18 protein-coding genes are annotated in these 22654 nt (G+C 61.8%); 7 read left to right on the top strand and 11 right to left on the bottom strand.

Going from position 1 to position 22654, the window contains the following annotated elements; genetic code table 11:
• Positions 1-175: 175 nt before the first annotated feature.
• Both LNV07_RS24525 and LNV07_RS24520 read left to right on the top strand, forming a co-directional pair.
• On the top strand, positions 176-3943 hold the full coding sequence (locus LNV07_RS24525) for a hypothetical protein (RefSeq protein ID WP_263573840.1): 3768 nt from the start codon (positions 176-178) through the stop codon (positions 3941-3943).
• A gap of 248 nt (positions 3944-4191) precedes the next feature.
• Complete coding sequence (locus tag LNV07_RS24520) at positions 4192-5256, top strand: 6-phosphofructokinase (RefSeq protein WP_263573839.1); 1065 nt, start codon at positions 4192-4194, stop codon at positions 5254-5256.
• Here LNV07_RS24520 and LNV07_RS24515 read toward each other — a convergent pair.
• The 9 genes from LNV07_RS24515 to LNV07_RS24475 form a co-directional block, all read right to left on the bottom strand.
• A complete protein-coding gene (locus LNV07_RS24515) occupies positions 5239-5925 on the bottom strand; it encodes an ATP-binding protein (protein WP_263573838.1) in 687 nt (228 codons plus the stop codon). The genes LNV07_RS24520 and LNV07_RS24515 overlap by 18 nt on opposite strands.
• Before the next feature lie 9 nt (positions 5926-5934).
• Positions 5935-6576 (bottom strand): nicotinamide riboside transporter PnuC, encoded by a 642-nt coding sequence (gene pnuC / locus LNV07_RS24510; RefSeq protein ID WP_263573837.1) that lies wholly within the window; start codon positions 6574-6576, stop codon positions 5935-5937.
• A gap of 21 nt (positions 6577-6597) precedes the next feature.
• The gene (locus LNV07_RS24505; RefSeq protein ID WP_263573836.1) at positions 6598-6867 is read right to left on the bottom strand and encodes a septum formation initiator family protein; all 270 of its coding nucleotides are present in this window, start codon (positions 6865-6867) and stop codon (positions 6598-6600) included.
• A gap of 45 nt (positions 6868-6912) precedes the next feature.
• A complete protein-coding gene (gene eno, locus LNV07_RS24500; RefSeq protein WP_263535298.1) occupies positions 6913-8196 on the bottom strand; it encodes a phosphopyruvate hydratase in 1284 nt (427 codons plus the stop codon).
• Positions 8197-8290: 94 nt separating this feature from the next.
• Positions 8291-9148, bottom strand: coding sequence for a 3-deoxy-8-phosphooctulonate synthase (gene kdsA / locus LNV07_RS24495; protein WP_263573835.1), 858 nt, complete (start codon positions 9146-9148; stop codon positions 8291-8293).
• A gap of 13 nt (positions 9149-9161) precedes the next feature.
• A complete protein-coding gene (locus LNV07_RS24490; protein WP_263573834.1) occupies positions 9162-10805 on the bottom strand; it encodes a CTP synthase in 1644 nt (547 codons plus the stop codon).
• 43 nt (positions 10806-10848) lie between these two features.
• The gene (locus LNV07_RS24485) at positions 10849-11697 is read right to left on the bottom strand and encodes an alpha/beta fold hydrolase (RefSeq protein WP_263573833.1); all 849 of its coding nucleotides are present in this window, start codon (positions 11695-11697) and stop codon (positions 10849-10851) included.
• Positions 11698-11701: 4 nt separating this feature from the next.
• Positions 11702-14299: a DNA mismatch repair protein MutS gene (mutS, locus tag LNV07_RS24480; RefSeq protein WP_263573832.1), complete on the bottom strand. Its 2598-nt coding sequence runs from the start codon at positions 14297-14299 to the stop codon at positions 11702-11704.
• Between the two features lie 183 nt (positions 14300-14482).
• On the bottom strand, positions 14483-15427 hold the full coding sequence (locus LNV07_RS24475; RefSeq protein WP_263573831.1) for an inositol monophosphatase family protein: 945 nt from the start codon (positions 15425-15427) through the stop codon (positions 14483-14485).
• A gap of 157 nt (positions 15428-15584) precedes the next feature.
• Between LNV07_RS24475 and LNV07_RS24470 the strand changes: the two genes are divergently transcribed.
• Both LNV07_RS24470 and cysE read left to right on the top strand, forming a co-directional pair.
• On the top strand, positions 15585-16322 hold the full coding sequence (locus tag LNV07_RS24470; RefSeq protein WP_263573830.1) for an RNA methyltransferase: 738 nt from the start codon (positions 15585-15587) through the stop codon (positions 16320-16322).
• A gap of 54 nt (positions 16323-16376) precedes the next feature.
• Positions 16377-17144 carry a serine O-acetyltransferase gene (gene cysE, locus LNV07_RS24465; protein WP_263573829.1) on the top strand — a complete coding sequence of 256 codons (768 nt, stop codon included), beginning with the start codon at positions 16377-16379 and terminating at the stop codon, positions 17142-17144.
• Positions 17145-17164: 20 nt separating this feature from the next.
• Here the strand turns inward: cysE and mog are convergent, their stop codons facing one another.
• Complete coding sequence (gene mog, locus LNV07_RS24460) at positions 17165-17785, bottom strand: molybdopterin adenylyltransferase (protein ID WP_397545601.1); 621 nt, start codon at positions 17783-17785, stop codon at positions 17165-17167.
• Positions 17778-18347, bottom strand: coding sequence for a ribosome biogenesis factor YjgA (gene yjgA / locus LNV07_RS24455; RefSeq protein WP_263573827.1), 570 nt, complete (start codon positions 18345-18347; stop codon positions 17778-17780). The genes mog and yjgA overlap by 8 nt, the downstream gene beginning before the upstream one ends.
• A 229-nt stretch (positions 18348-18576) precedes the next feature.
• On the opposite strand from yjgA, the gene pmbA reads away from it, so the two are divergent.
• The 3 genes from pmbA to LNV07_RS24440 all read left to right on the top strand — a co-directional run bounded on the left by pmbA (position 18577) and on the right by LNV07_RS24440 (position 22644).
• A complete protein-coding gene (pmbA, locus tag LNV07_RS24450; protein WP_263573826.1) occupies positions 18577-19992 on the top strand; it encodes a metalloprotease PmbA in 1416 nt (471 codons plus the stop codon).
• Between the two features lie 167 nt (positions 19993-20159).
• On the top strand, positions 20160-21242 hold the full coding sequence (locus LNV07_RS24445; protein WP_263573825.1) for a TRAP transporter substrate-binding protein: 1083 nt from the start codon (positions 20160-20162) through the stop codon (positions 21240-21242).
• A 364-nt stretch (positions 21243-21606) separates the two neighbouring features.
• On the top strand, positions 21607-22644 hold the full coding sequence (locus LNV07_RS24440) for a porin (RefSeq protein ID WP_263573824.1): 1038 nt from the start codon (positions 21607-21609) through the stop codon (positions 22642-22644).
• Positions 22645-22654: the final 10 nt, after the last annotated feature.

Below are 22654 nucleotides of genomic sequence, written 5' to 3'. Positions count from 1 at the left end.
TGACCTGGCAGTGATGCCGACTGTGGTGTCGCCGCCTCATTTGTCGTGCCTTTGTCTGAAGTCGCTGTCCGAGGGATTGACGCAGCCGGCCTGAGCTGCCACCTTGGCGGGCTTGCAAGGCTCGCCTCAGTGCCTTGCCCACCCACCGACCGGAGACACGGTCCGGGAGAGCGCGATGGCAGACTCCAAAGGCGGCGGCATACCCTGGGCCAGCGTGGCGGTGCTGGTGGCATTTGTGGGCAGTACCCAGTTGGTGCCGCATGCATTCGAGCAACTCCGGCCGGCCGAAAAAGAGCGTGCTCAAAGCTCGCTGAGCGCCGAGATGGAGGTCGATGCCAGACTTTGGGAAGATCCCTTTGCCGCTTTGCGGCGCTATGAGGTCGAGCGGGCCGAGCGTTGCGACCGGGTCGTCAAAACTGCAGGCATCGCGGCCTGTCGAAGCAACTGGGAGGGAATCCGTCGCCCCGAGGTGCTGCGCGACCGACTCGACCGCGACGGCGACAAAGATGTCAGCGAGTCGCTGGTTTTGCTGGCCCTGGTGCCGGGTAATCCTTTTGTGGGTGCCGAAGAGGCGCGCCGACGGACGCGCTATGCGGTTCTGGCAGGCCTGCAGGCGCAGGGTTATGTGCCCGACAATGCCGAACGCATCGGCCTGCTTGAATTTGACATTCAGCGCCTGACCAATGACTGTGATGCTGCGCGCGCCGCGCGCCGCCCCTCGGGTGTTCTTGCGTCCGAGCCGGCGGCCTCGGGGTCGCTTGCTGAAATCATCAACGATCCTCCCGTATGCAAGGAGTTTCGTAGAGCGGGTGCGGCCAAGCCTTCCGAAAAAGCAAAGTTCACCGTGCCCTACGAGATGCTGGCCAAACGCAATCGCCACCGCGAGGCGGACACGACCGGCCCGCTGCGGCGCTTCGAGCAGGTAGCCCTGCTGTGGGTGGATGAGTCCGCGCTGCCCGACTCCAAGCTGGACGGACTGGCGCGCATGGTCGACGCGATGTTCGGCCCCGAACTGGTGGCCAGCCGCGCGCCCTGCGTGAAGCCAAACCGTACCGTGCCGCGGCTCGCCATCATCGGCCCCTCGTCCACTGACGCATTGCGCACGGCGCTGAGTGATTTGCGCCGGGCCAGCGAGGTCTACGCCAAGGACTCGCGACCGATTTTTGAAGCAATGGGTGAAAGGGTGGGCAACTGTGATTGCAGGTCGTCGCCTGGCAGCGTTGCCGGTGCGGTGAACAAGGTCAATACAGTGGAAGGCGCGGGTGCTGTCGAGGCAGTAGAGGCTGCGGATGCTGCGTTTGCTTCCAGGGAGCTTCGGGCCTCAAGGCCCGAGTCCGGGCTGAGCTGCCCCCCGCTCGCCGACCCACGCCCGGCGTTGCAGGGCTACCGCTTGTTGGCTGGCGCGAAGATATTCAATTCGGCGTCCACCGCATCGAGCAATATGCTGGACGAGTTGCGCAAGCAGGAGTTGGACTTCTTTTTGAACGAAAAGTTCAACCGCATGCTGGGTGACCGACCACCGGTCAAGATCGATTTTGAACGCACCATCAGCACCGACAACGAGTTGATCAAACGTCTGGTGGGCGAGTTGCAACTTCGCTTGCCGGCCAATGAGCCGCGCCGGGTGGTGGTCGTGGCAGAGCGCGATTCGATCTACTCCCAGGCCTTGGTCAGCGAGTTGCAGCACCGGCTGAAAGAATTTCCCAAGCTGAGCTTTGAGCCGGTCTATTTCTTTCGCGGCATCGACGGGGTGACCACACGTGATGCAGGGCGCGAGAGTGGTGATCGGGCCGCCACAGCCGGCAACAAGACCAGCGCCTTGGAGTGGCCGGAGAGCCGCGATCAGCTTGACTATCTGCGCCGCCTGGCGACCTCCTTGAAAGCCAGCGAAGCCCCGGGTAGCGGCGGCCCCATCGGTGCGATCGGTATTCTGGCCAATGATGTGCATGACAAACTGCTGGTCATGCAAGCCTTGCACGACACCTTTTCGGACAAGGTGTTTTTCACCACCGATATGGATGCCCGCTATCTGCATCCGCGCGTGCAGGCGTTCACCCGCAATCTGATCGTCGCTACCAGCCTGCCGCTGGAGTTTCATCAAGCCAAGCCAGGCATCGTTGACTTGCAGGCCGGTACGCCGCCGCTGCGTGACGTCTATCAAACCGCCAGCTACCTGGCGGCGCGGCGGGCGGGCTGTCGCAGCGTCGAATGCCTGGACGAAGAAAAGCTGGCCGCCAAAGAAGCGCTCCAGAACCCTTCTCTGTACGAAATCGGGCGCAATGGTGCCGTGCCCTTGAGTGGTTATGCATTGATGAACAGGCCCGACGATACAGGCTCGGCGCACTTGATACTGGCTGCGCTGGCCGCCGCTCTTATGTTGCTTGCTCTGTTGGTGTGGCCGTCAACCCCGGCCATCGGTCAAGCGCGAAATGCCTATTTGCGTCGACCTTTGCCGGCCGATGCCTTGCCGATGACGCTGCCGGCGGTGGTTTTGGTGGCCTTGCATTCGGCCTTGGCTGCCTATGTCTTGTGTTCCTTGATCGAATTGGTACGGCCACAGCAAATGAGCTTTGGCCAGAGTCTGCTTTTGGCAGCCCTGGCGGCCTTTGCTGCGATGCTGGCGGTCTTGCCGAGTCTGCTGGCCCAGCAGCGCAGCGCATTGGCTGCTGAAGCGCAGCAAGAGGCCGGCACCGACAAGCTTCACGCGGCCGTGCTGGTGTTGATCGCCTGCGTCTGGGTGTGGGTTGCGTGGCCCGGTGCCGAGCACAAGGTCTGCCTGGACTGCGAGCCTGTCACCTGGCTGCAAGGCGTCAGCGCGTGGCCCTCGCAACTGATCCATCTATTGGCCCTGATGGCGATTCTGTGGACCTTGGATGTCGCCTGGTCCGACACCCTCAGGCGCATGCGTCAGGACTCGGCATGGCTGCAACTGCCTCTGCCCAAGGCGCCGCTGGTTTCGCGCATCGGTGTGCGAGGCATGTTCAAGGGCTGGTTCGAGCACATCAGCATCTCGACGTGGAAGCGACCCTGCGGCGTCAGCAGTGATTTTCTGAGCTTGTGGACGCAGTACGGAGAGCGAGGCGACAGCCGGCCGCGCGCCGCGCGCACGATTGTCTGGTATTTGCTCAGCGTGATTGGGGTCACCTTGCTGTTCCTGGGGCTGAGTCAGGGGCAAGTGCCCGAGGTGCCGGTGCGTGGTGCCGAGCACCGGCAATTGGTGCGAGCCACCTTGTATGCCGCCTTGCTGCTGCTGCCCTTGTTGGTGGTGGCGGTGGCGGATGCCACGATGCTGGCATTTCGCTTCATCGGCCACCTCAATTGCGGGCGATCGGCTTACCCCTTGGCCACGATCGCTCATTTCGCGCAGCAGTTGGGCGAGTTGCATGCACCGCTGTGGCAGCTTCTGTTCCCGGCCGCGCTGGAAGAACGACAACTGAGTGCGTCGGACTTGTCAGGCAGTGCAGCTCGCCAAGCGGGCGCGCTGCACTGCTTGTTGGACGACTGGTTGGATGTGCAGGTGGTGGCGCGGCGCACCGAGTATGTGTCGCGTTTGGTGATCGGGCCCTTCGTCGTGCTGGCTCTGCTGGTGGTGGCGCGCAGCCGCTTGTTCGACAACTGGTCGCTGACACCGGCCATCGCGGTGGCCATCAGTCTGTATCTGATCTGGTTGATCGTGTTGGCGTCTCTATTGAAAATAGCCGCCGAGAACACGCGCAAACGGGCGCTGGCCAGCATGAATGCGGACCTGCGTTGGTTGGCAGGTAGCCAGACCGAATTGGCGGTATTGGTGGAGCCTTTCAAGCGCCTGATCGCCGCGGTAGAAAACAACCAGACCGGAGCATTTGCGCCGCTGTTCGAGCAGCCCTTGTTGAAGGCTTTGCTGGTGCCCTTGGGCGGGGCCGGTGGCGCGCAGTTGTTTGACTATCTATTGCTGGCGCGTTGATGCCATTAGACTGAGCCGAAATTTTTCGGAGTTCAGCATGGTCGGAATTGCGGATAGCCCGGCGTTTGCATTGGCCATCATTGTCTTTTTGATGATGGTGGGGCGGGGTAGCCTGGCCCTGATTGCGGCCTATTTGGCCTAGCTGGGAGTAAAGATGATGCTGTTCAATTCGGATGGTGGGTTTGTTTTTGCTCGATTTCGGGGCCGAGCTGGTGTTGAGCAAATAAGCGGACAGGAAGGCTAGGACCATGCATATTGGCATCCTCACCGGCGGCGGCGATTGCCCGGGCTTGAATGCGGTGATTCGCGCCGTGACGCTGGCTCTGATTAAGCAATGCGGCGCCCATGTCACCGGTATTCGGCGGGGCTTTCTGGGGCTGCTGGACCGGCAGTTGCTGCCGCTGGACGAGGCCGTGGTCGGCGGCATCTTGGCCCAAGGCGGCACCATTCTGGGCACCCACAATCGTTGTGACCCGTTTCACTATTTCGCCGAGGGCGGGGCCGATGTATCCGCTCGGCTGATTGCTTATGTGCAGGAGCTGGGCCTGGACGCCTTGGTCGTGATTGGCGGTGACGGCTCAATGGCCATCGCCGACAAGCTCAGTCGCTTGGGTCTGCCGATTGTCGGCGTGCCCAAGACCATTGATAACGATTTATGCCTGACCGATCGCAGCTTTGGCTTCGACAGCGCCGTCAGCATCGTGGCTGAAGCGCTTGATCGCCTGGAGACCACCGCACGCAGCCATGGCCGGGTGATGATTGCCGAAACGATGGGGCGTTATGCCGGCTGGATTGCGCTGGAGGGCGGCATTGCCGGCGCGGCCGATGTGATCCTGATTCCCGAGCTGCCGTATAGCGTGGCGGCGGTGGCCGAGGTTTGCCGGCGCCGCGAGCAAGAGGGCGCCGGCCACACCTTGATCTGCATTGCAGAAGGAGCGCATCCGCGCAACGAGAGCATGGTCGTCAGCCAGACCCTGGTCGATAGCCCTGACCCGCTTCGCCTCGGCGGGGTTGGCGCGGCTTTGGCCCATCAGTTGCAGAGCCGGTTGAACAGCGAGGTGCGCTCAACAATGCTGGGCCATGTGCAGCGCGGCGGCTCGCCGACCGCCTTCGACCGTATTCTGGCGACTCAATTCGGTTGGGCCGCAGCCCAATTGATCAAAGACGCGCGCTTTGGCCGTATGGTGGTCTTGCAAGGCTCGGAGATGCGCGATGTGGCCTTGGCCGAAGTGGCGGGGCGTAACCGCTTGGTTCCACTGAACCATCCGCTGTTGTTGACGGCGCAGGGCCTAGGCCTATGCCTGGGGCAGTAGCCCGGCTTTGCGGCGCAGATCCTGGTGCTCGCATTCGGGTACGTCGCAGTTCTCGCAGGCCCAGCGCCACTCGGGCAGCGCGTCCTGCCTGTCGGCCAGGCGACTGAATAAGCCGGCTCTGGGCATGGGCCTGGCCTTCAAGAGCGGGGTGATTGCGTTGAGCGCCGCATCGACCCGCGCGGAGCCGGCGCCGGCAACCACCGACCAGCCCAGGCGCGCGCTCGAGAGCGCGCGCCTGATCGCCGCATCGACCGGGCCTCTGACCTGCGGGCCGTCGCGCTGCAAACCGTCGGCCACCCAGGGCAGATCCAGGGCGGTCAGCAGCGTCAAGGCGCAACGCCTGTGAAAATTCTGGCCAGCGAGCAACAAGCTGCTGTCCTCGAAAAGAAACTGGCTGTAGACCGCAGTCATCAGGGCCGTGGTATCGCAAAGTACGATGTCGTTGAGCAGCGCCGCTGCGTCTATTCGGGCCGTTTGCTCGGCCGCAATGCCTTGCTGCTCATCCGCACGCGGGGTGCGGCCGGCGGCTTCGCACCAGCCGCGCAGCAGCTCCGGCACCAGCGTGCAGCGCAGACCGGTAGCCTCGGCCAATCTGAGGGTCAGGTCTTGCGCCAGCACCGACTTGCCGCTGCTTTCGGCGCCGACGATGGCGATCAACAGCCCGGCCATGGCAGCCGTTCAGGCCGCGGCCGGTGCTTGCGAGAGGCGCTGCGCCCAGGCCCGCCAGCCGGCCACCGACATCGGGATGAAGACCGCGTACAGCAAGACCGTCAGCCAGTAGCCTTTGTAGGCAAACAGCGCCACGCTGACGACATTCACCAACACCCAGACGCTCCAGTTTTCCTGGTATTTGCGTGCCAGCAGCCATTGGCCCAGGAGGCTGGCCACGGTCGGGAAGGCGTCCCAGAACGGCACTTGGGAGTCGGTTTGATGTTGCAGAAAAAAGCCCAGCGCCGGCCAAGCCAACAGCGTCGCGAGCACGGCCATGGCCAGCCCCTGTGGGCTGAGGCGCCGCACCCGCAAGGCCTTGCCGTCTTCACCTTTGCCGCGCAGCCATTGCCACCAACCCCAGAGAGCCAAGGCAGCAAACAACAGCTGCAGCGAGGCTTCGCCGTAGAGCTTGCCGCTCCAGAAGAGGACGAAGTAAAGCAAGGAGCTGATGATGGCCAGCGGCCAGGCCAGCATATGCACGCGCATATTGCAAAGCACCATCCAGACCGCCAAGGCGAAGGCAATGATCTCGATCCAGGTGATGGGGCTGCCGAGCAGCTCGAAGGCGGGCAAGAGCAAGGCTTGCAGCGGCTGTAATAGCGCGTCCATGGTGTTCAATAGGGTCGCGCTTCAGCGACGAACTTGGACGAAGATTTCGTCGGGCTTGATCATGCCCAGCTCGAAGCGGGCTTTTTCTTCGACCATCTCCAGGCCTTCGCGTAGGTCGCGCAACTCGGCCTCGAGTTGCGCGTTGCGCAGACGTGCTTGCTCGTTCTCGCCTTGAGCCTTGGCCAGCACCGAGCGCAATTGCACGCCGCGCGGCAGGCTACCCTTGCCCAACCAGAGTTGGGCCTGGATGGCCAGCAAGAACGCGGCGAGGATGATGCTGATGACTTTCACGGCGGCAGTTTAGCCGAGCGGGAAGCTCGGCGTGACTGAGGCTGTTTAACGCAGGTTGTAAAAAGCAGCGCGGCCGGGGTAGTAAGCGATATCGCCCAGGTCCTCTTCGATGCGAAGCAGCTGGTTGTACTTGGCCATGCGGTCCGAACGGCTCAAGCTACCGGTCTTGATCTGACCGGCATTGGTGCCCACGGCGATGTCGGCAATGGTCGAGTCTTCGGTCTCGCCGGAACGGTGCGAGATCACGGCGGTGTAGCCGGCGCGCTTGGCCATTTCGATCGCGGCAAAGGTCTCGGTCAGGGTGCCGATCTGGTTGATCTTGATCAGGATCGAGTTGGCGATGCCCTTGTCGATGCCTTCTTGCAAGATCTTGGTGTTGGTGACGAAGAGGTCGTCACCGACGATCTGCACGGCTTTGCCCAGACGGTCGGTCAGCAGCTTCCAGCCGTCCCAATCGCCTTCGGCCATGCCGTCTTCGATCGAGATGATGGGGTATTTGTCGACCCAGGTGGCCAGCATATCGGTCCACTCTTGCGCCGACAGGCTCAGGCCTTCGCCGCTCAGGTGGTACTTGCCATCCTTGTAGAACTCGCTGGCGGCGCAGTCCAGACCGATGGCGATTTGCTCGCCCGCTGTGTAGCCAGCCTTGTCGATCGCTTCCAGAATCATCTGGATCGCGGCTTCGTGGTTCTCAACGCTGGGCGCGAAGCCGCCTTCGTCGCCGACCGCCGTGCTGATGCCCTTGTCGTGCAGGATCTTCTTCAGCGCGTGGAAGACCTCAGCACCCCAGCGAATCGCTTCGCGGAAAGATGGTGCGCCGACCGGAATGATCATCAGCTCTTGCAGATCGAGGCTGTTGTTGGCGTGCGCGCCGCCGTTGATGACGTTCATCATCGGCACCGGCAATTGGCAAGCCCCCATGCCGCCGAAGTAACGGTACAGCGGCAGGCCCGACTCTTCGGCAGCAGCGCGAGCAACAGCCATCGACACGGCCAGCATCGCGTTGGCGCCCAGGCGGCCCTTGTTGTCGGTGCCGTCGAGGTCGATCAGCGTGCGGTCCAAAAAGGCCTGCTCGGAGGCGTCCAAGCCCAGGACGGCTTCGGAGATTTCGCCATTGATGTGCTCAACCGCCTTCAACACGCCCTTGCCGAGGTAGCGGCTCTTGTCGCCGTCACGCAGCTCGATCGCTTCGCGCGAGCCGGTCGAGGCGCCGGACGGCACAGCGGCGCGGCCCATCACGCCCGACTCCAGCAACACATCGCATTCGACGGTAGGGTTGCCGCGGCTGTCCAAGATTTCACGCCCGACGATGTCAACAATGGCACTCATTCAAAGTCTCCGAAAGTTTCAAAAAAATATGTTCGGGCGAATCATGCCAGCAGGCAGTTACCTGCGCTGAACAAGATTGCGCCTCGGCAATCAATCAGCTGCTGAAGTCATCCTCAAGCAGGGGCTGCGATTTGACGACGCGGTCGATAGCCACCAACTGCTCCAGCAGCGCGCGCATATGCTTGAGCGGTACGGCATTGGGGCCGTCGGACCAAGCCTCATTCGGGCGCGGATGGGTTTCCATGAAGAGCCCGGCCACGCCTGCACCAACACCGGCGCGGGCCAGCACGGGGACCATCTCGCGAGCGCCGCCACTGCTGGTGCCTTGGCCGCCGGGCTTTTGCACCGAGTGGGTGACATCGAAAACAACCGGCGCGCCGGTCTTGCGCATCTCGGCCAGGCTGCACATATCGGCAACCAAATTGTTGTAGCCAAAGCTGGCACCGCGCTCGCAGGCCAAGAAGCGGTCCTCGGACAGACCGGCCTCGCGCGCAGCATCACGGGCCTTGTCGATGACGTTCTTCATGTCCCAAGGGGCCAGGAACTGGCCCTTCTTGATGTTGACCGGTTTGCCTGACTTGGCGACCGCCCGGATGAAGTCGGTCTGGCGGCACAGGAAAGCCGGCGTTTGCAGCACATCGACGACGCTGGCCACCTCATTCACCTGTGACTCTTCATGCACATCGGTGATGATGGGTAACTGCAGTTGCTTGCGCACCTCGTCCAGGATCTTCAGGCCCGCGTCGATGCCGACGCCGCGCTTGGTTGAGCCCGATGAGCGGTTGGCCTTGTCGAAAGAGCCCTTGTAGATGAGTGGAATGCCCAGTGCCGAGCAGGCTTCTTTGAGCCGACCCGCGACCTCCATGGACATTTCCAGTCCCTCGATCGAGCAGGTGCCGGCAATCAGGAACAAGGGTCGGTCGATGCCGACCTCAAAACCGCAAAGCTTCATGGGCTAGATTCCTTCAAGCCTGTTTGAGTTCCAACGCGGCCTTGATGAAGGCGGTGAACAGCGGGTGGCCGTCCCAAGGCGTGGACTTGAACTCGGGGTGGAACTGCACGCCCACATACCAAGGGTGAACCGCACGCGGCAACTCGACCATTTCGGTCAGCTTCTCGCGCTGGGTGATGGCCGAAATGACCAAGCCCGCCTCACGCAGCTTGTCGAGGTAATGCTCGTTCGCCTCGTAGCGATGGCGATGGCGTTCGCTGACCACCGGGCCGTAGATGTCAAAAGCCAAAGTGCCCGGCGCGACATCGGAGCTCTGCGCGCCCAGACGCATGGTGCCGCCCAGATTGGACTTTTCGTCGCGCTTTTGGATGCTGCCGTCGGCGTCTTGCCATTCATCGATCAAGGCGATCACCGGATGCGGCGTCTCGGGGTCGAACTCGGTCGAGTTGGCGTCAGTCAGGCCCGCCATATGGCGCGCGTACTCGATCGTGGCGACCTGCATGCCCAGGCAGATGCCCAGGTAAGGGCGCTTGTGCTCGCGTGCATATTGGGCCGCCAAAATCTTGCCCTCCACGCCGCGCTTGCCGAAGCCGCCGGGCACCAGAATCGCATCAAATGCGCTGAGTTGATCGATATTGGCCGCGGTCAATAACTCCGAATCCACATACTCGATATTGACGCGGGCATGGTTGTGAATGCCGGCATGGCGCAGCGCCTCGTTCAACGACTTGTAGGAGTCGCTGAGGTCGGTGTACTTGCCGCACATCGCAATTGTTATGTCCTTGGCCGGGTTCAGCACCTCATGCACCAGGGTGTCCCAGCGTTTCAGGTCGGTCGACTTGGTATTGAGCTGCAGCTTGGTGCAGATCAGCTGGTCCAGACCCTGCTCGTGCAACATGCGCGGCACCTTGTAGATGGTGTCCACATCCCACATCGAGATCACACCGTACTCGGGTACATTGGTGAAGAGCGAAATCTTCTCGCGCTCGTCGTCCGGAATGCGGCGGTCGGCGCGGCACAGCAGCGCATCGGGCTGAATACCGATTTCGCGCATCTTCTGCACCGTGTGTTGCGTCGGCTTGGTCTTGAGTTCGCCGGCGGCCGCGATCCAGGGCACATAGGACAGGTGGACGAAGGCGACGTTGTTCGGGCCGGCCTTCAAGCTCATCTGCCTTGCGGCTTCGAGGAAGGGCAGCGACTCGATGTCACCGACGGTGCCGCCGATTTCAACGATCGCCACATCGACCGCATCGGCTGTGCCGACACCGGCACCGCGGCGCACGAAATCCTGGATCTCATTGGTGATATGCGGAATCACCTGCACGGTCTTGCCGAGGTAGTCGCCGCGGCGTTCTTTCTCCAGCACCGACATATAAATCTGCCCGGTGGTGAAGTTGTTGGCCTTCTTCATCCGCGTGGTGATGAAGCGCTCGTAGTGCCCCAGATCCAGATCGGTTTCGGCACCGTCTTCGGTGACGAACACCTCACCATGTTGGAACGGGGACATCGTGCCCGGATCCACGTTGATGTAGGGATCGAGCTTGATCAGGGTGACCTTGAGGCCGCGAGATTCGAGGATGGCAGCCAGTGAAGCCGATGCGATGCCCTTGCCGAGTGAGGACACCACACCGCCCGTGACGTAGACGTATTTGGTCATGTCGTGCAGCGTCTTTCAAAAACGCTGTGGTGGTAAAACGCGATTATAGAGGGGTGGAAACGCTGCTCTTGCGATCCGCTTGCATCGCTTCAAGCATTTGCAGTACCAAAGCGGCGGTGGCGTCGGGCCGCTCGAAGGGAAAGAGGTGCGAACCCTCCATCCAGGCGAAATGATTTTTGGCCAGCGCCTTGGAGGCGGCCGAGCCGGCTTGGCGCAGTTCCTCGGACTCGGTGCCCGCGACAAAACCGACCGGGCAATGCGGCGGATAGCGCCCAATCAAACGGCCCAGGTGATGGGGCAGGGTGTCGTAGATGCGGGTTTCTTGCTCGCGCCTGAAGCGCAGCCGGGTCGTCCCGTCGCCACCGTCTTCGAAGCCGCTTTCGACATAGTCCTGCAAGACACGCGGGTCCCAGCGGGCGAATTTATGTTTGGCGGCGAAGTGTGCGTGCACCGCCGACTTGTTCGGCCATTCATGCCGGCGCTGGCGCGACACCCGCCCTGGTGAAACGCGGGAAATCAAGCCCGTCGCCTTGACCAATTGCAAGCCGCGCGCGCGCCAACCGGCCACCAAGGGGGCATCCAGCAAGACCAGACCCTGCACCAAATCGGGTCTGCGGCTGGCCACCAGCAGGCTCAACATGCCGCCGAGTGAATGACCGACCAGCATCACCGGGCCCGGACTTGCCATCTGCGGCTTGACTTCTTGCTCGATGAAGTCAATCAACTGCTGGCGCAGATGCGGCCAGTTGCTGGTGACCGGGTAGGCCGGGTCATGGCCGATGATGGGCAGCGCATGGACGCTCCAGCCGGCCTTGCGCCAGGCTTCGAACAAGATCCGGTAGCAGCCGGCGCCGAAGCCATTGGCGTGTGAAAAGACGATGGCCTTGCTCATGAACTCAGGAGGACTCTTTTCGACTCAGACTCTTCAATTGATAGACCAGGGTCAGCGCTTCGCGCGGGCTCAAGGTGTCGGGGTCAACATCATCCATCGCCAAATGCAAAGCGCTTGTCGCTTCGGTGACGGCCGTGGCCATAGCCGCGGCCGGTGGTGGCGCGAACAGATCGATTTGCGCACGGCCTTCGCCGGCCTTGGCTTCCAACGCCTCCAAGGTCGCGCGCGCTTGGCGCACCAGGCTGGCCGGCATGCCCGCCAGCCTCGCCACCTGCACGCCGTAGCTGCGGCTGGCCGGCCCGGGCTGAATCTCGTGCAAAAAGACGATGGAGTCGCCGCTCTCGACCGCGCCGACATGGCAGTTGATCGCCTCGCGGTGCTTGCTCGGGAACTCGGTCAGCTCGAAATAATGGGTCGCAAACAGCGTGAAAGAGCGGCTCTTGTCATGCAAATGGCTGGCAATCGCGCCGGCTAGGGCGAGGCCGTCAAAGGTCGAGGTGCCGCGCCCGATCTCATCCATCAAGACCAGGGACTGATCGGTGGCGCTGTGCAGGATCGCCGCGCCCTCGGTCATCTCCAGCATGAAGGTGGACTGCGCGTTAGCGAGGTCATCGGCCGCGCCGATACGGGTGTGGATCGCGTCCATGGGACCTAGCCGGCAGGCGTCGGCCGGGACGTAGGAGCCAATCGCGGCCAGCAGGCTGATCAAGGCAACCTGTCGCATGAACGTGCTCTTGCCGCCCATATTCGGGCCGGTAATCATCAGCATCCGGGTGCGTGCGTCGAGCCGGCAATCATTGGCCATGAATTCGCCGGCGCCCGTTTCGCGCAGGCGTGACTCGACCACCGGATGGCGGCCGGCCGTGATGTCGATCGCCGGCTGGTTGACGAACTCCGGCCGGCACCAGCGCAGCGTGGCCGCGCGTTCGGCCAAGGCGGCCAGAGCATCCAGGCTGGCCAGCGCACGGCCCAGGCGAGTCAGCGGCTGCAGCTCGTCGATCAGCTGGTCCAGCACCATTTCGAACAAGAGCTTTTCGCGCGACAAGGCACGCTCCTGCGCCGACAAGGCCTTGTCCTCGAAGGCCTTCAGCTCGGGCGTGATGTAGCGCTCGGCGTTTTTCAACGTCTGGCGGCGCTGGTAGTCCAGCGGCACCTTGTCGACCTGGCCTTGCGTGACCTCGATGAAAAATCCATGCACGCGGTTGAACTGCACGCGCAGATTCGGGATGCCGGTGCGTGCGCGTTCGCGCGTTTCCATATCGATCAAGAAGGCATCGCAATTGCCCTGAATGGCGCGCAACTCGTCCAGCTCTGCGTCGAAGCCATCGGCAATCACGCCGCCGTCGCGCACCAGCACGGCCGGCTCTTCCGCGATCGCGCGGCTCAGCAATTCCTCGATATGTGGCGAGGCCAGGAGGCCGGTGGCCAACTCGTCCAGCAAGGCGCTGCCGGCAGGCACCAAACGCTGCAGCTCGGGCAAGACCTGCAAGGTCGCGCGCAGGCCGGTCAGCTCGCGCGGGCGCACCTGGCGCAGGGCGATGCGTGCCGCGATGCGTTCTACATCCGAGACCTGGCGCAGCGCTTCGCGCAAGGCATCGGGTGAACCTTGCAAGAACGCATCGATCGCACCATGCCGCGCCAGCGCCTCGGCCCGCTCGCGCTTGGGGTGCAGCAGCCAGTGGCGCAGCGCGCGGCTGCCCATGCCGGTGCGGCAGCTGTCCAGCAGCGATAGCAGGGTGGGTGTGGTCTCGCCGCGCAAGGTGACGGTGAGCTCCAGATTGCGTTGGGTGGCGGGCGGCAGGTCCAGCAAATCGCCGCTGCGCTGCACGCTCAAGCTCTTCACATGTGCCAAGGCGCGGCCCTGCGTGTGTTCGGCATAACTGAGCAAGGCAGCGGCAGCCGCTTGAGCAGCGACTAGTTGTTGCGCATTGAAGCCGGCCAGGCTGGCGACCGCCAGTTGCTCGCAGAGCTTGCGCGCGCCCAAGGCGGTGTCGAACTGCCAGCTTGGCCGGTTGGTGATGGGCACATGGGCGGCCAAGACGGCGGCCGGCTGCTTCTCGCGGTCCACCAAGACCTCGGCGGGGCTCAGGCGCGCCAGCCAGGAGGGCAGTTCTTTGTCCGTGCATTCGGCCAGACCCAATTGCCCTTGCGTCATCGACAGCCAAGCCAGACCGAAGGTCTTGCCCTGCGCCACCACGGCCAGCAAGACGGAATCCTGCTTGTCGGCCAGCAGCTCGCTGTCGGTGACCGTGCCGGGCGTGACCACGCGCACCACCTTGCGCTCGACCGGGCCTTTGCTCGTCGCCACATCGCCGACCTGCTCCGCAATCGCCACCGCCTCGCCCAGCTTGATCAGCTTGGCCAGATAACTCTCCAAGGCATTGACCGGAATGCCGGCCATCACCACCGGTTGCCCGGCGCTCTGGCCGCGCGCGGTCAGCGTGATGTCCAGCAGCGCATTGGCCTTGCGGGCATCGTCAAAGAAGACCTCGTAGAAGTCCCCCATGCGGAAGAACACCAACTCGTCCGGGTGCTCGGCCTTGATGCGGAGGTATTGCGCCATCACGGGCGTATGGGCGGAGAAATCCTGAACTTGGCTCATCGACTTTGGCTGCAGCTTTAAGAGGGCTCACGCAAAATTGCTCCAGCTAGGCTAGACGCCGCAGACAGTACGCTGAGTACGGCAAGGCGGAAGAACGACGCTGGAGCGATTTTTCGTGAGCCCACATTGAAAAAGCCCTCGGCTGAGGGCTTTGAGGCGGGCTTGGGCCGGAGTTTAATCGGCTTAAGCCTCATTCGACTTCCGGATGCGCACCGAGGCTCGCTTCTTGGGCTCGGCAGCGGCAGCGGCCAAAGCGGCTGCGGGGCCCGAGGCGTTGCCGGTATCCGTGCCGGCTTCCACTTCTTCTTCGGCCTTGATCACGCGGGTGTAAGGCGCCAGGATGGTGACAAGTTGCCCATAAATCTTCGGGCTGCCCGCCACCACTTCACGCTGATGCAGATAGTCGGACTCGCCGGTGAAGTTGCCGACCAGGCCACCAGCCTCGGTGATGATCAAGGAGCCGGCCGCCACATCCCAGGGCTGCAGGCCGGTCTCGAAGAAGGCGTCGTAATAGCCGGCCGCCACATAGCAAAGGTCCAGCGCTGCGGCGCCCGGGCGGCGCAGGCCGGCGCACTCGACCATCACCTCTTCGAACATCTTCATATAGCGCTTGAAGTTGTCGCCGCGGCGGAAGGGGAAGCCGGTGCCAATCAAGGCGTCGCTCATGCGGGTGCGCTTGGACACGCGCAGGCGGCGGTCGTTCATGAAGGCGCCGCGGCCCTTGGTGGCATAGAACAAGTCGTTGCGGGTCGGGTCATAGACGACGGCCTGCTGAATCACGCCGCGATGCGCGAGTGCGATCGACACGCAGTACATCGGCAGGCCATGAATGAAATTGGTGGTGCCATCTAGCGGATCGATGATCCAGACGAACTCGGAGGTCTTGTTGCCATGCTCGCGGCCCGACTCTTCGGCCAGGATGCCGTGGTCGGGGTAAGCGCCGAGCAGGGTTTCAATAATGATGTTTTCAGCAGCTTGGTCCACCTCGGTCACGAAGTCATTGGGTGCCTTCGTGTTGATCTTCAGGATGTCGAGATCCATAGAGGCGCGGTTGATGATGGCACCGGCCGCGCGCGCCGCCTTGATGGCGACATTGAGCATGGGATGGAGGGAAGACTGCTGCGTCATGCGTAGAACCTTGACTTTGTGAGGTGGACTGGCGGAAAAAAAGAGCGGCACCCCAGCCGGCGATTTGGTCCGGACTAAGGATAATCCCGCATTTTAGCCGAGCGAAGCCATTTCCTCCAAATGCGCGAAGCTTTTGACCTGAGCGCACAGCGTTGATATGACACGATTCGTCCTGATTCAAACCAGCCACCCCGGCAATGTCGGCTCCGCAGCACGCGCCATGAAGGTGATGGGGTTTTCGGAGTTGGTGCTGGTGCGGCCACGTTACGCCGATGTGCTGACCCAACAGGACGCCATCTCCATGGCCAGCAGTGCAAACGACATTCTGGAGAGCGCGCGCATCGTTGAGACGCTAGAAGAAGCGCTGGACGGCGTCACCTTTGCCTGCGCGACAGCGATGACGCCGCGTGACTTCGGCCCGCCGCTGCGCGAGCCCCGCTCGCTTTTTACCGAACTGGCGGCCTCCGAGCACAAACTCGGTTTGGTGTTCGGCTGCGAGCGTTTCGGCATGAGCAACGAGGATGTCTACCGCTGCCACGCCGTGCTGTCGATTCCCACTCATCCCGACTACGGTTCCTTGAATCTGGCCCAGGCGGTGCAGTTGCTGGCCTATGACTGGCGCCAGGCGCTCGGTGGTTTTGCGGTGACAGCGCGCACGCCCGACCCTAAATTGGCCGATGTCCAGGCGGTGAAGGGCATGCTTGACCATCTGCAAGCCTCGTTGGAGTCGATTGGCTATTTGGACCCGCAGGTGCCGAGGAAGCTGATGCCCAGACTCACTCAACTGTTCAACCGCGTCCAACTGAGCCTGGACGAGGTGCATATCTTCCGCGGTATTGCCCGCGCGATGGTCGAGCCTGTTGGCCCGAAGTCCAAGCCCGACAGCGAAGATTGAAGTGCGCCGCTAAACTGGCCGACCCAATCTAGCTTTTTGACCCAAGCCTCCCCCATGTTCCAACGCCTGCGCGAAGACATTGCCTGCATTCTTGAACGCGACCCCGCCGCCACTTCGGGCTGGGTGGTGCTCACCTGCTATCCGGGCTTGCACGCCCTGATCCTGCATAGACGCGCGCATTGGTGCTGGCAACATGGTTTCAAGTGGCTGGGCCGTTTCATCTCGCATCTGACGCGCTTTTTCACCGGCATCGAGATCCACCCCGGAGCGCAAATCTCGCGCAAGGTCTTCATCGACCATGGCATGGGGATCGTGATCGGCGAGATGGCGGAAATCGGCGAGGGCTGCACGATCTATCAAGGCGTGACCTTGGGCGGCACCGCCCTCGTCAAGGGCGCCAAACGCCACCCAACGCTGGAGGCCGGCGTGATCGTCGGCGCCAATGCCTGCGTGCTGGGCGGCTTCACGGTCGGCGCCGGCGCGCGCATTGGCTCGGGCGCGGTGGTGACCAAGCCAGTGCCGGCGGGTGCGACCGCCGTGGGTAACCCGGCGCGCATCATTGAAGCGAAAAGCGAAGCCAAACCTGCCGCAGCCGAGCGCTTCTCGGCCTACGGCGTCAGCCTGGGTGATGACCCGGTGGCGCAGGCGATGCGCGGCTTGATCGACAACGCGGCCGGCCACGACCATCAAATCGCCTTGCTCTGGCAGGCGGTGTGCAAGCTGTCGGCGGCGACCAACTCCAAGGTCGGTGACTGCGTGCCAGTGGACGCGCAGCAGGACGAGGCCTTCGATGCCGCTGGTTTGAGCCGTTTGGTCAAATAGCCCAAAAAACTGGAAAAAGCCTAAGCGGCTTGGCCTAGGGCCGGGCGCTGCGCCGACTTCGGGCGGAAACCGCGCACGATCTCGTCGCGGGTCTCCAAATAGGGCCCGCCGATCAGGTCGATGCAATAAGGCACAGCGGCAAAAATGCCGTCGACGATTTGCTTGCCCTCGGCATCTTTCAGGCCGGCCAAGGTTTCGGCAATCGCCTTGGGCTGACCCGGCAGATTGATGATCAAGGCCTTCTTCCTGATCACCGCAACTTGGCGCGACAAGATCGCCGTCGGCACAAAGCGCAGCGATATTTGCCGCATCTGCTCGCCGAAGCCGGGCATTTCCTTGTCGGCCACATCCAGCGTTGCCTCGGGCGTCACGTCGCGCAGCGCGGGCCCGGTGCCGCCGGTGGTCAAGACCAGGTCGCAGCCGGTGACGTCGACCAGATCGCGCAGTGTTTGCGCGATCAAGGGCCGTTCATCCGGGATCAGGCGCGCTTCGAACAAGATCGGGTTGTGCAGCGAGCTGCTCAGCCAAGCCTGCAGGGCCGGCAGGCCTTTGTCCTCGTAAACGCCGGTTGAGGCGCGGTCACTGATGGAGACGATGCCGATGCGTACCGACTCAGGCACCGCTTCGGATGCATCACTCACCGTCATCTTCTTCCTCCACCGCTTCTGCCTTGGGCGAGATTCGCAATTCTTCGGCCTTGATGAACTGGAACAGATCGCGGTAGGCGCGGCCCGAACGCTGCTCGGGCGCGAGTGCTGCATCCTTGCGGGCGGCGCGCACGAGGCTGCGCAACTGCTGCACATCGATGCCTTCGTGCTCTTGAATGAAGTCCTGCATGGCCGCATCGTCGGCCAGCAGGCGCTCGCGCCAGCGCTCGCTCAGGTGCAAGGCCAAGCTGTCCTTGGCGAAGCCGAGTTTGAAGTCGGCCACCGCCTGGCGCAGCGGCTCGGGGTCGACCCGGCGCATCAGCTTGCCGATGTATTGCATCTGGCGGCGCAGGCCCTCGTGGGCGGTGATCTTCTTGGCGTCCTTGAGCGCGTCGGCCAAGATTTCGGGCAGGTTCAGCGGGGCGATACGGCTGGCGGGCAGTGTCATCAGCTCTTTGCCGAGCTTTTGCAGATCGGTCATTTCGCGCTTGAGCTGGCTCTTGCTGGGGCCGTCGAAGTCGTCATCTTCGGTCGTGTTTTCTTCTTGTGTTCGCATGGTGGTTCTTGGGCAGTGTTCGGCAAGTGCTCTGGGCCGGGCCGAAATTATTCGGCAGCTTGCAGAGCTTTGAGAGCTTGTTGGGCGCGCAGCTTGCGCGCGCGGCTCGTATGATTGTCCCTTAGTTCTCCAAATAATCGTAGGCAGGCCACTCGCCTGCCCGCAGCACCTAGGCCGGCTGCTCCTCGTTCAGCCCTCAATTACCTGACCCTATTCGGCACACTCATCCATGTCAAAGCAAGCAAAGTCTTCCTCGCCTCCTACCGCATCGCATGGCACGCATGAATCTGTCAGCGGCTTTGCCTACCGGGCCGAACAATTCCAGCAGTTGATCGAGGACGTGCTGGCCGAGGCCAAACAGCTCGGCGCGTCGGACGCCGGTGCCGAGGTGTCGGAGGGCTGCGGCCTGTCGGTCTCGACCCGCATGGGCGAGATCGAAAACGTCGAGCGCAACCGCGACAAGTCGCTGGGCATCTCGGTCTATGTCGGCCAGCGCCGCGGTAATGCCAGCACCTCGGACTTCTCGCGCAAGGCCTTGCAGGACACCGTCCGCGCGGCCTTTGATATCGCTCGCTTCACGGCGGAAGACCCGGTCGCCGGCCTGCCCGATGTGGAGGACCTATCGCTCGACGCGTCGGCGCGGCCCGAGCTTGATTTGTTCCACCCCTGGGCGATCGACGCGCAAGCGGCGGCCGAGATCGCCCTGCGCTGCGAGGCGGCCGCTTTTGCCACCGACAAGCGCATCGCAAACAGCGAGGGCGCGGCGGTGTCGGCCCAGCAATCGCATTTCTACATGGGCAATAGCCGTGGTTTTCGCGGAGGTTACGCCAGCTCGCGCCACTCGATTTCGGTCGCCCCGATCGCCGGGCGGGGCGCGCAGATGCAGCGCGACTCCTGGTACAGCTCGATGCGCAGCGCGGCCGATCTGGCCACGCCGGAGAGCATCGGCCGCTACGCCGCCGAACGGGCTTTGTCGCGACTGAAGTCGCGCCGAGTTGCCACCGCCGAGGTGCCGGTTTTGTTCGAGAGCACGGTCGCCGCCGGTTTGCTGGGCGCGGTCGTGCAGGCCACCAGCGGCGGTGCGCTGTACCGCCGTGCAAGTTTCTTGTTAGACAGTCTGGGCAAGAGCGTCTTGGCCTCGCATATCGACATCAACGAGAACCCGCACGAGCTCAAGGGCAAGGGCAGTTCGCCCTTTGATGATGAGGGCGTCACGACCAAGGCGCGCAGCGTGGTCGAGGCCGGTGTGTTGCAGGGTTACTTTCTTTCCACCTACTCGGCCCGCAAGCTCGGGATGCGCACCACCGGTCATGCCGGCGGCTCGCACAATCTGCAGATGAGCAGCCGCCTGACGGCGCCCGGCGACAAGCTAACAACCATGCTTAAGCGTCTGGGTCGGGGCCTGTTCGTGACCGAGTTGATGGGGCAGGGCGTCAACTATGTCAACGGCGACTATTCGCGTGGCGCCAGTGGCTATTGGGTTGAGGACGGCGAAATTGCCTATCCCGTCCATGAAGTCACCATCGCCGGCAACCTGAGCGAGATGTTCCAGAACATCATCGGCATCGGCTGCGACCGCTACACCATGGGTGGCAAAACGATAGGTTCGGTCTTGATCTCAAGGATGAAGTTGGCCGGCAGCTAAGGCCGGTTTTAAGCGGCTTTTCAGCTTGCCGTAAGTCGGCGCTAAGTTTGGCATCGACATTCCAAAATGAGGCATCATTTGCACGGGTTTGCCCCTGTCGGCACTGTATTTGTGCTCTCCTAGAATCGGGCTGCAATTTGTGCAGTCCCTCAATTAGGAGTCCCAAGATGGAGCGTAGAAACTTTGTTCGACAGGCCGGTCTGGCCGGCGTGTTTGCCGCCGGTGTCGCACCGGCTGTCGTGCATGCCCAGGCGAATATCCGCTGGCGTCTCGCCTCGAGCTTTCCCAAGTCCCTAGATACCATTTTTGGTGCTGCCGATGTCTTCGCAAAGAAGGTTGGCGAAATGACGGGGGGTAAATTCCAGATATCCACCCATGCAGGTGGCGAGTTGATGCCCGCCTTCGGCGTGGTTGATGCGGTCAAAGAAGGTACGGTGGAAATGGCCCATACGGCGCCTTACTATTTCCACGGCAAGGATGAAACCTTCGCGATTGGTTGCGCCATTCCGTTTGGCCTCAACAGCCGCCAGATGACGGCCTGGATGCTTGAAGGCAACGGCTTGAAGCTGATGCGCGAGTTCTACAAGCAGTACAACATCATCAACTTCCTCGGCGGCAATACCGGTGCGCAAATGGGCGGCTGGTATCGCAAGGAAGTCAAGAGCGTGGCCGATATCAAGGGCATGAAGATGCGTATCGGCGGTTTCGCCGGCCGCGTCTTGGAGCGCATGGGCGGCGTGCCGCAGAACATCCCGGGCGGCGAGATTTATCAGGCGTTGGAAAAGGGCACGATCGATGCGGCCGAATGGGTCGGTCCTTATGACGATCAAAAGCTGGGCTTCAATAAAGTGGCGCCCAACTACTACTACCCTGGCTGGTGGGAGGGCGGCCCACAACTGGACTTCTTCATCAACACCAAGTCCTTCGAGGCCTTGACGCCCGAGTACAAGGCGATTGTTGAGGCTGCGGCGGCCGTGGCGCACAACGATATGCAGGCCAAATACGATGCCCGTAACCCGCCGGCTCTGCGGCAACTGGTGCAAGGCGGCACCAAGCTGTTCCGCTTCCCGAAGGACGTGATGGACGCGGCCTTCAAGGAATCGATGGCCATCTACAGTGAGTTGTCGGCCAAGAATCCGAACTGGAAGAAGGTCTACGAAGACTACTCGGCCTTCCGTCGCGATCAAAACCTCTGGTTCCGTTTTGCGGAAGCCGGTTTTGATGACTTCATGCAGGCGCAAAAGCTCTGATCAAACGCCCAAGCATCTGGCTGGATTCACGAAAACCCGTCGGCTGGCCTGACGGGTTTTTTTTGAGCTCGAACCACATCCAAGACCCTGGCAGGTTGATGTTGAATCGCCGGTTTTGAATCGGTTTGCCAGGGCGCGGCCTGCATTGTTTGGTGAAAACATTTTTCTTGTGCTCCTGGCAAGCACGCGGAATACTCGCTCCCTGACAGACATGAAATTTCCCTCCCCGACCTTGCGCATCTGGCCTAGCTTGTTAGGTTGAGTTCGACGAGCAATAGTTGGCGATGGTGGCCTCATGGGCCTCTATTCGTGTATTGCCAAAGCGGATCTGGACAGCTTTCAGTTGTTTCGTTGGAGACTAAAGATGCTCAAACAAGGCCTGACATTGGCATTCATGTTTTTCGTCGGAGGCCTTGCGCAGGCCCAGTCTGCCGTCACGGTCTACGGTGTGCTTGATATGGCGATCAATCATGAAAATAATGGCGCCGGTGGGCCGGGGACCAAGACCACTATAGACAGTGGCGTGCAATCCGGTTCTCGCCTGGGTTTCAAGGGTTCAGAGAATATAGGTGGCGGTTTGTCTGTCATTTTTCAACTCGAAATGGGTTTGAATGCCGACACAGGCAAGGCCGCCCAGGGAGGTTTGGCTTTTGGTCGCGGCGTATGGGTCGGTCTGGAGGGCGGTTTTGGGGCTCTTAGGCTTGGCCGTCAAAATAAACCACTCCACACGGCCGTTGATTCGGTTGATCCATTCAGGACGAGTATTATCGGCGGCACGGCGGGTGAGAGTACCAGTGCGTCAGGCTTGGGGCGGCCTTTTTACGTCACAAATCCGCGTACAGATAATACGATTAACTACATTAGCAGTAATGTTGGTGGTCTGGTTGGGACGGTTGCCTATACTTTTGGCGAGCAAACCGGTAGTGCTGGAAAAATGAGCCAACTCGGCTTGTCGGCTAGTTACACCAAGGGTCCGTTTTATGCAGTGCTCGCCTACAACGGCGAGAAAGACCTGCTTCTCAATCAGTTGGAATATTATTTCATAGGCGGCGCATATGATTTTGGTCTGGCAAAAATTGCCGCAGCCTACGGATCGGTGACCGCGAATGACAATTTTTTGCCGAATGGAAAAACTGATTTGACTATGTCGATGATTGGTTTGACGATACCCACTGGTTCAGGTGATGTTATCGCTTCGGTCACTGGAGTTGATAACGGCTTAGCTGAGGGAAGAGGGCGCCAGTTCGGTGTGGGCTATACCTACTATTTGTCCAAGCGTACAAATTTCTACACGTCCTTGGCTCGTGTCGCAAATGAATCAAATTCAAACGCCGGAAAGTTGGCCTATAAAGTCGGCGCGACGGAGCGATTGCTTAATTTTGGTGTTCGTCACTTGTTCTGATATTTGCCGG

Source organism: Roseateles oligotrophus (assembly GCF_025717515.1).
Lineage (GTDB): Bacteria > Pseudomonadota > Gammaproteobacteria > Burkholderiales > Burkholderiaceae_C > Paucibacter_A > Paucibacter_A oligotrophus.
This window is presented reverse-complemented; position numbering and strand designations above follow the sequence as displayed.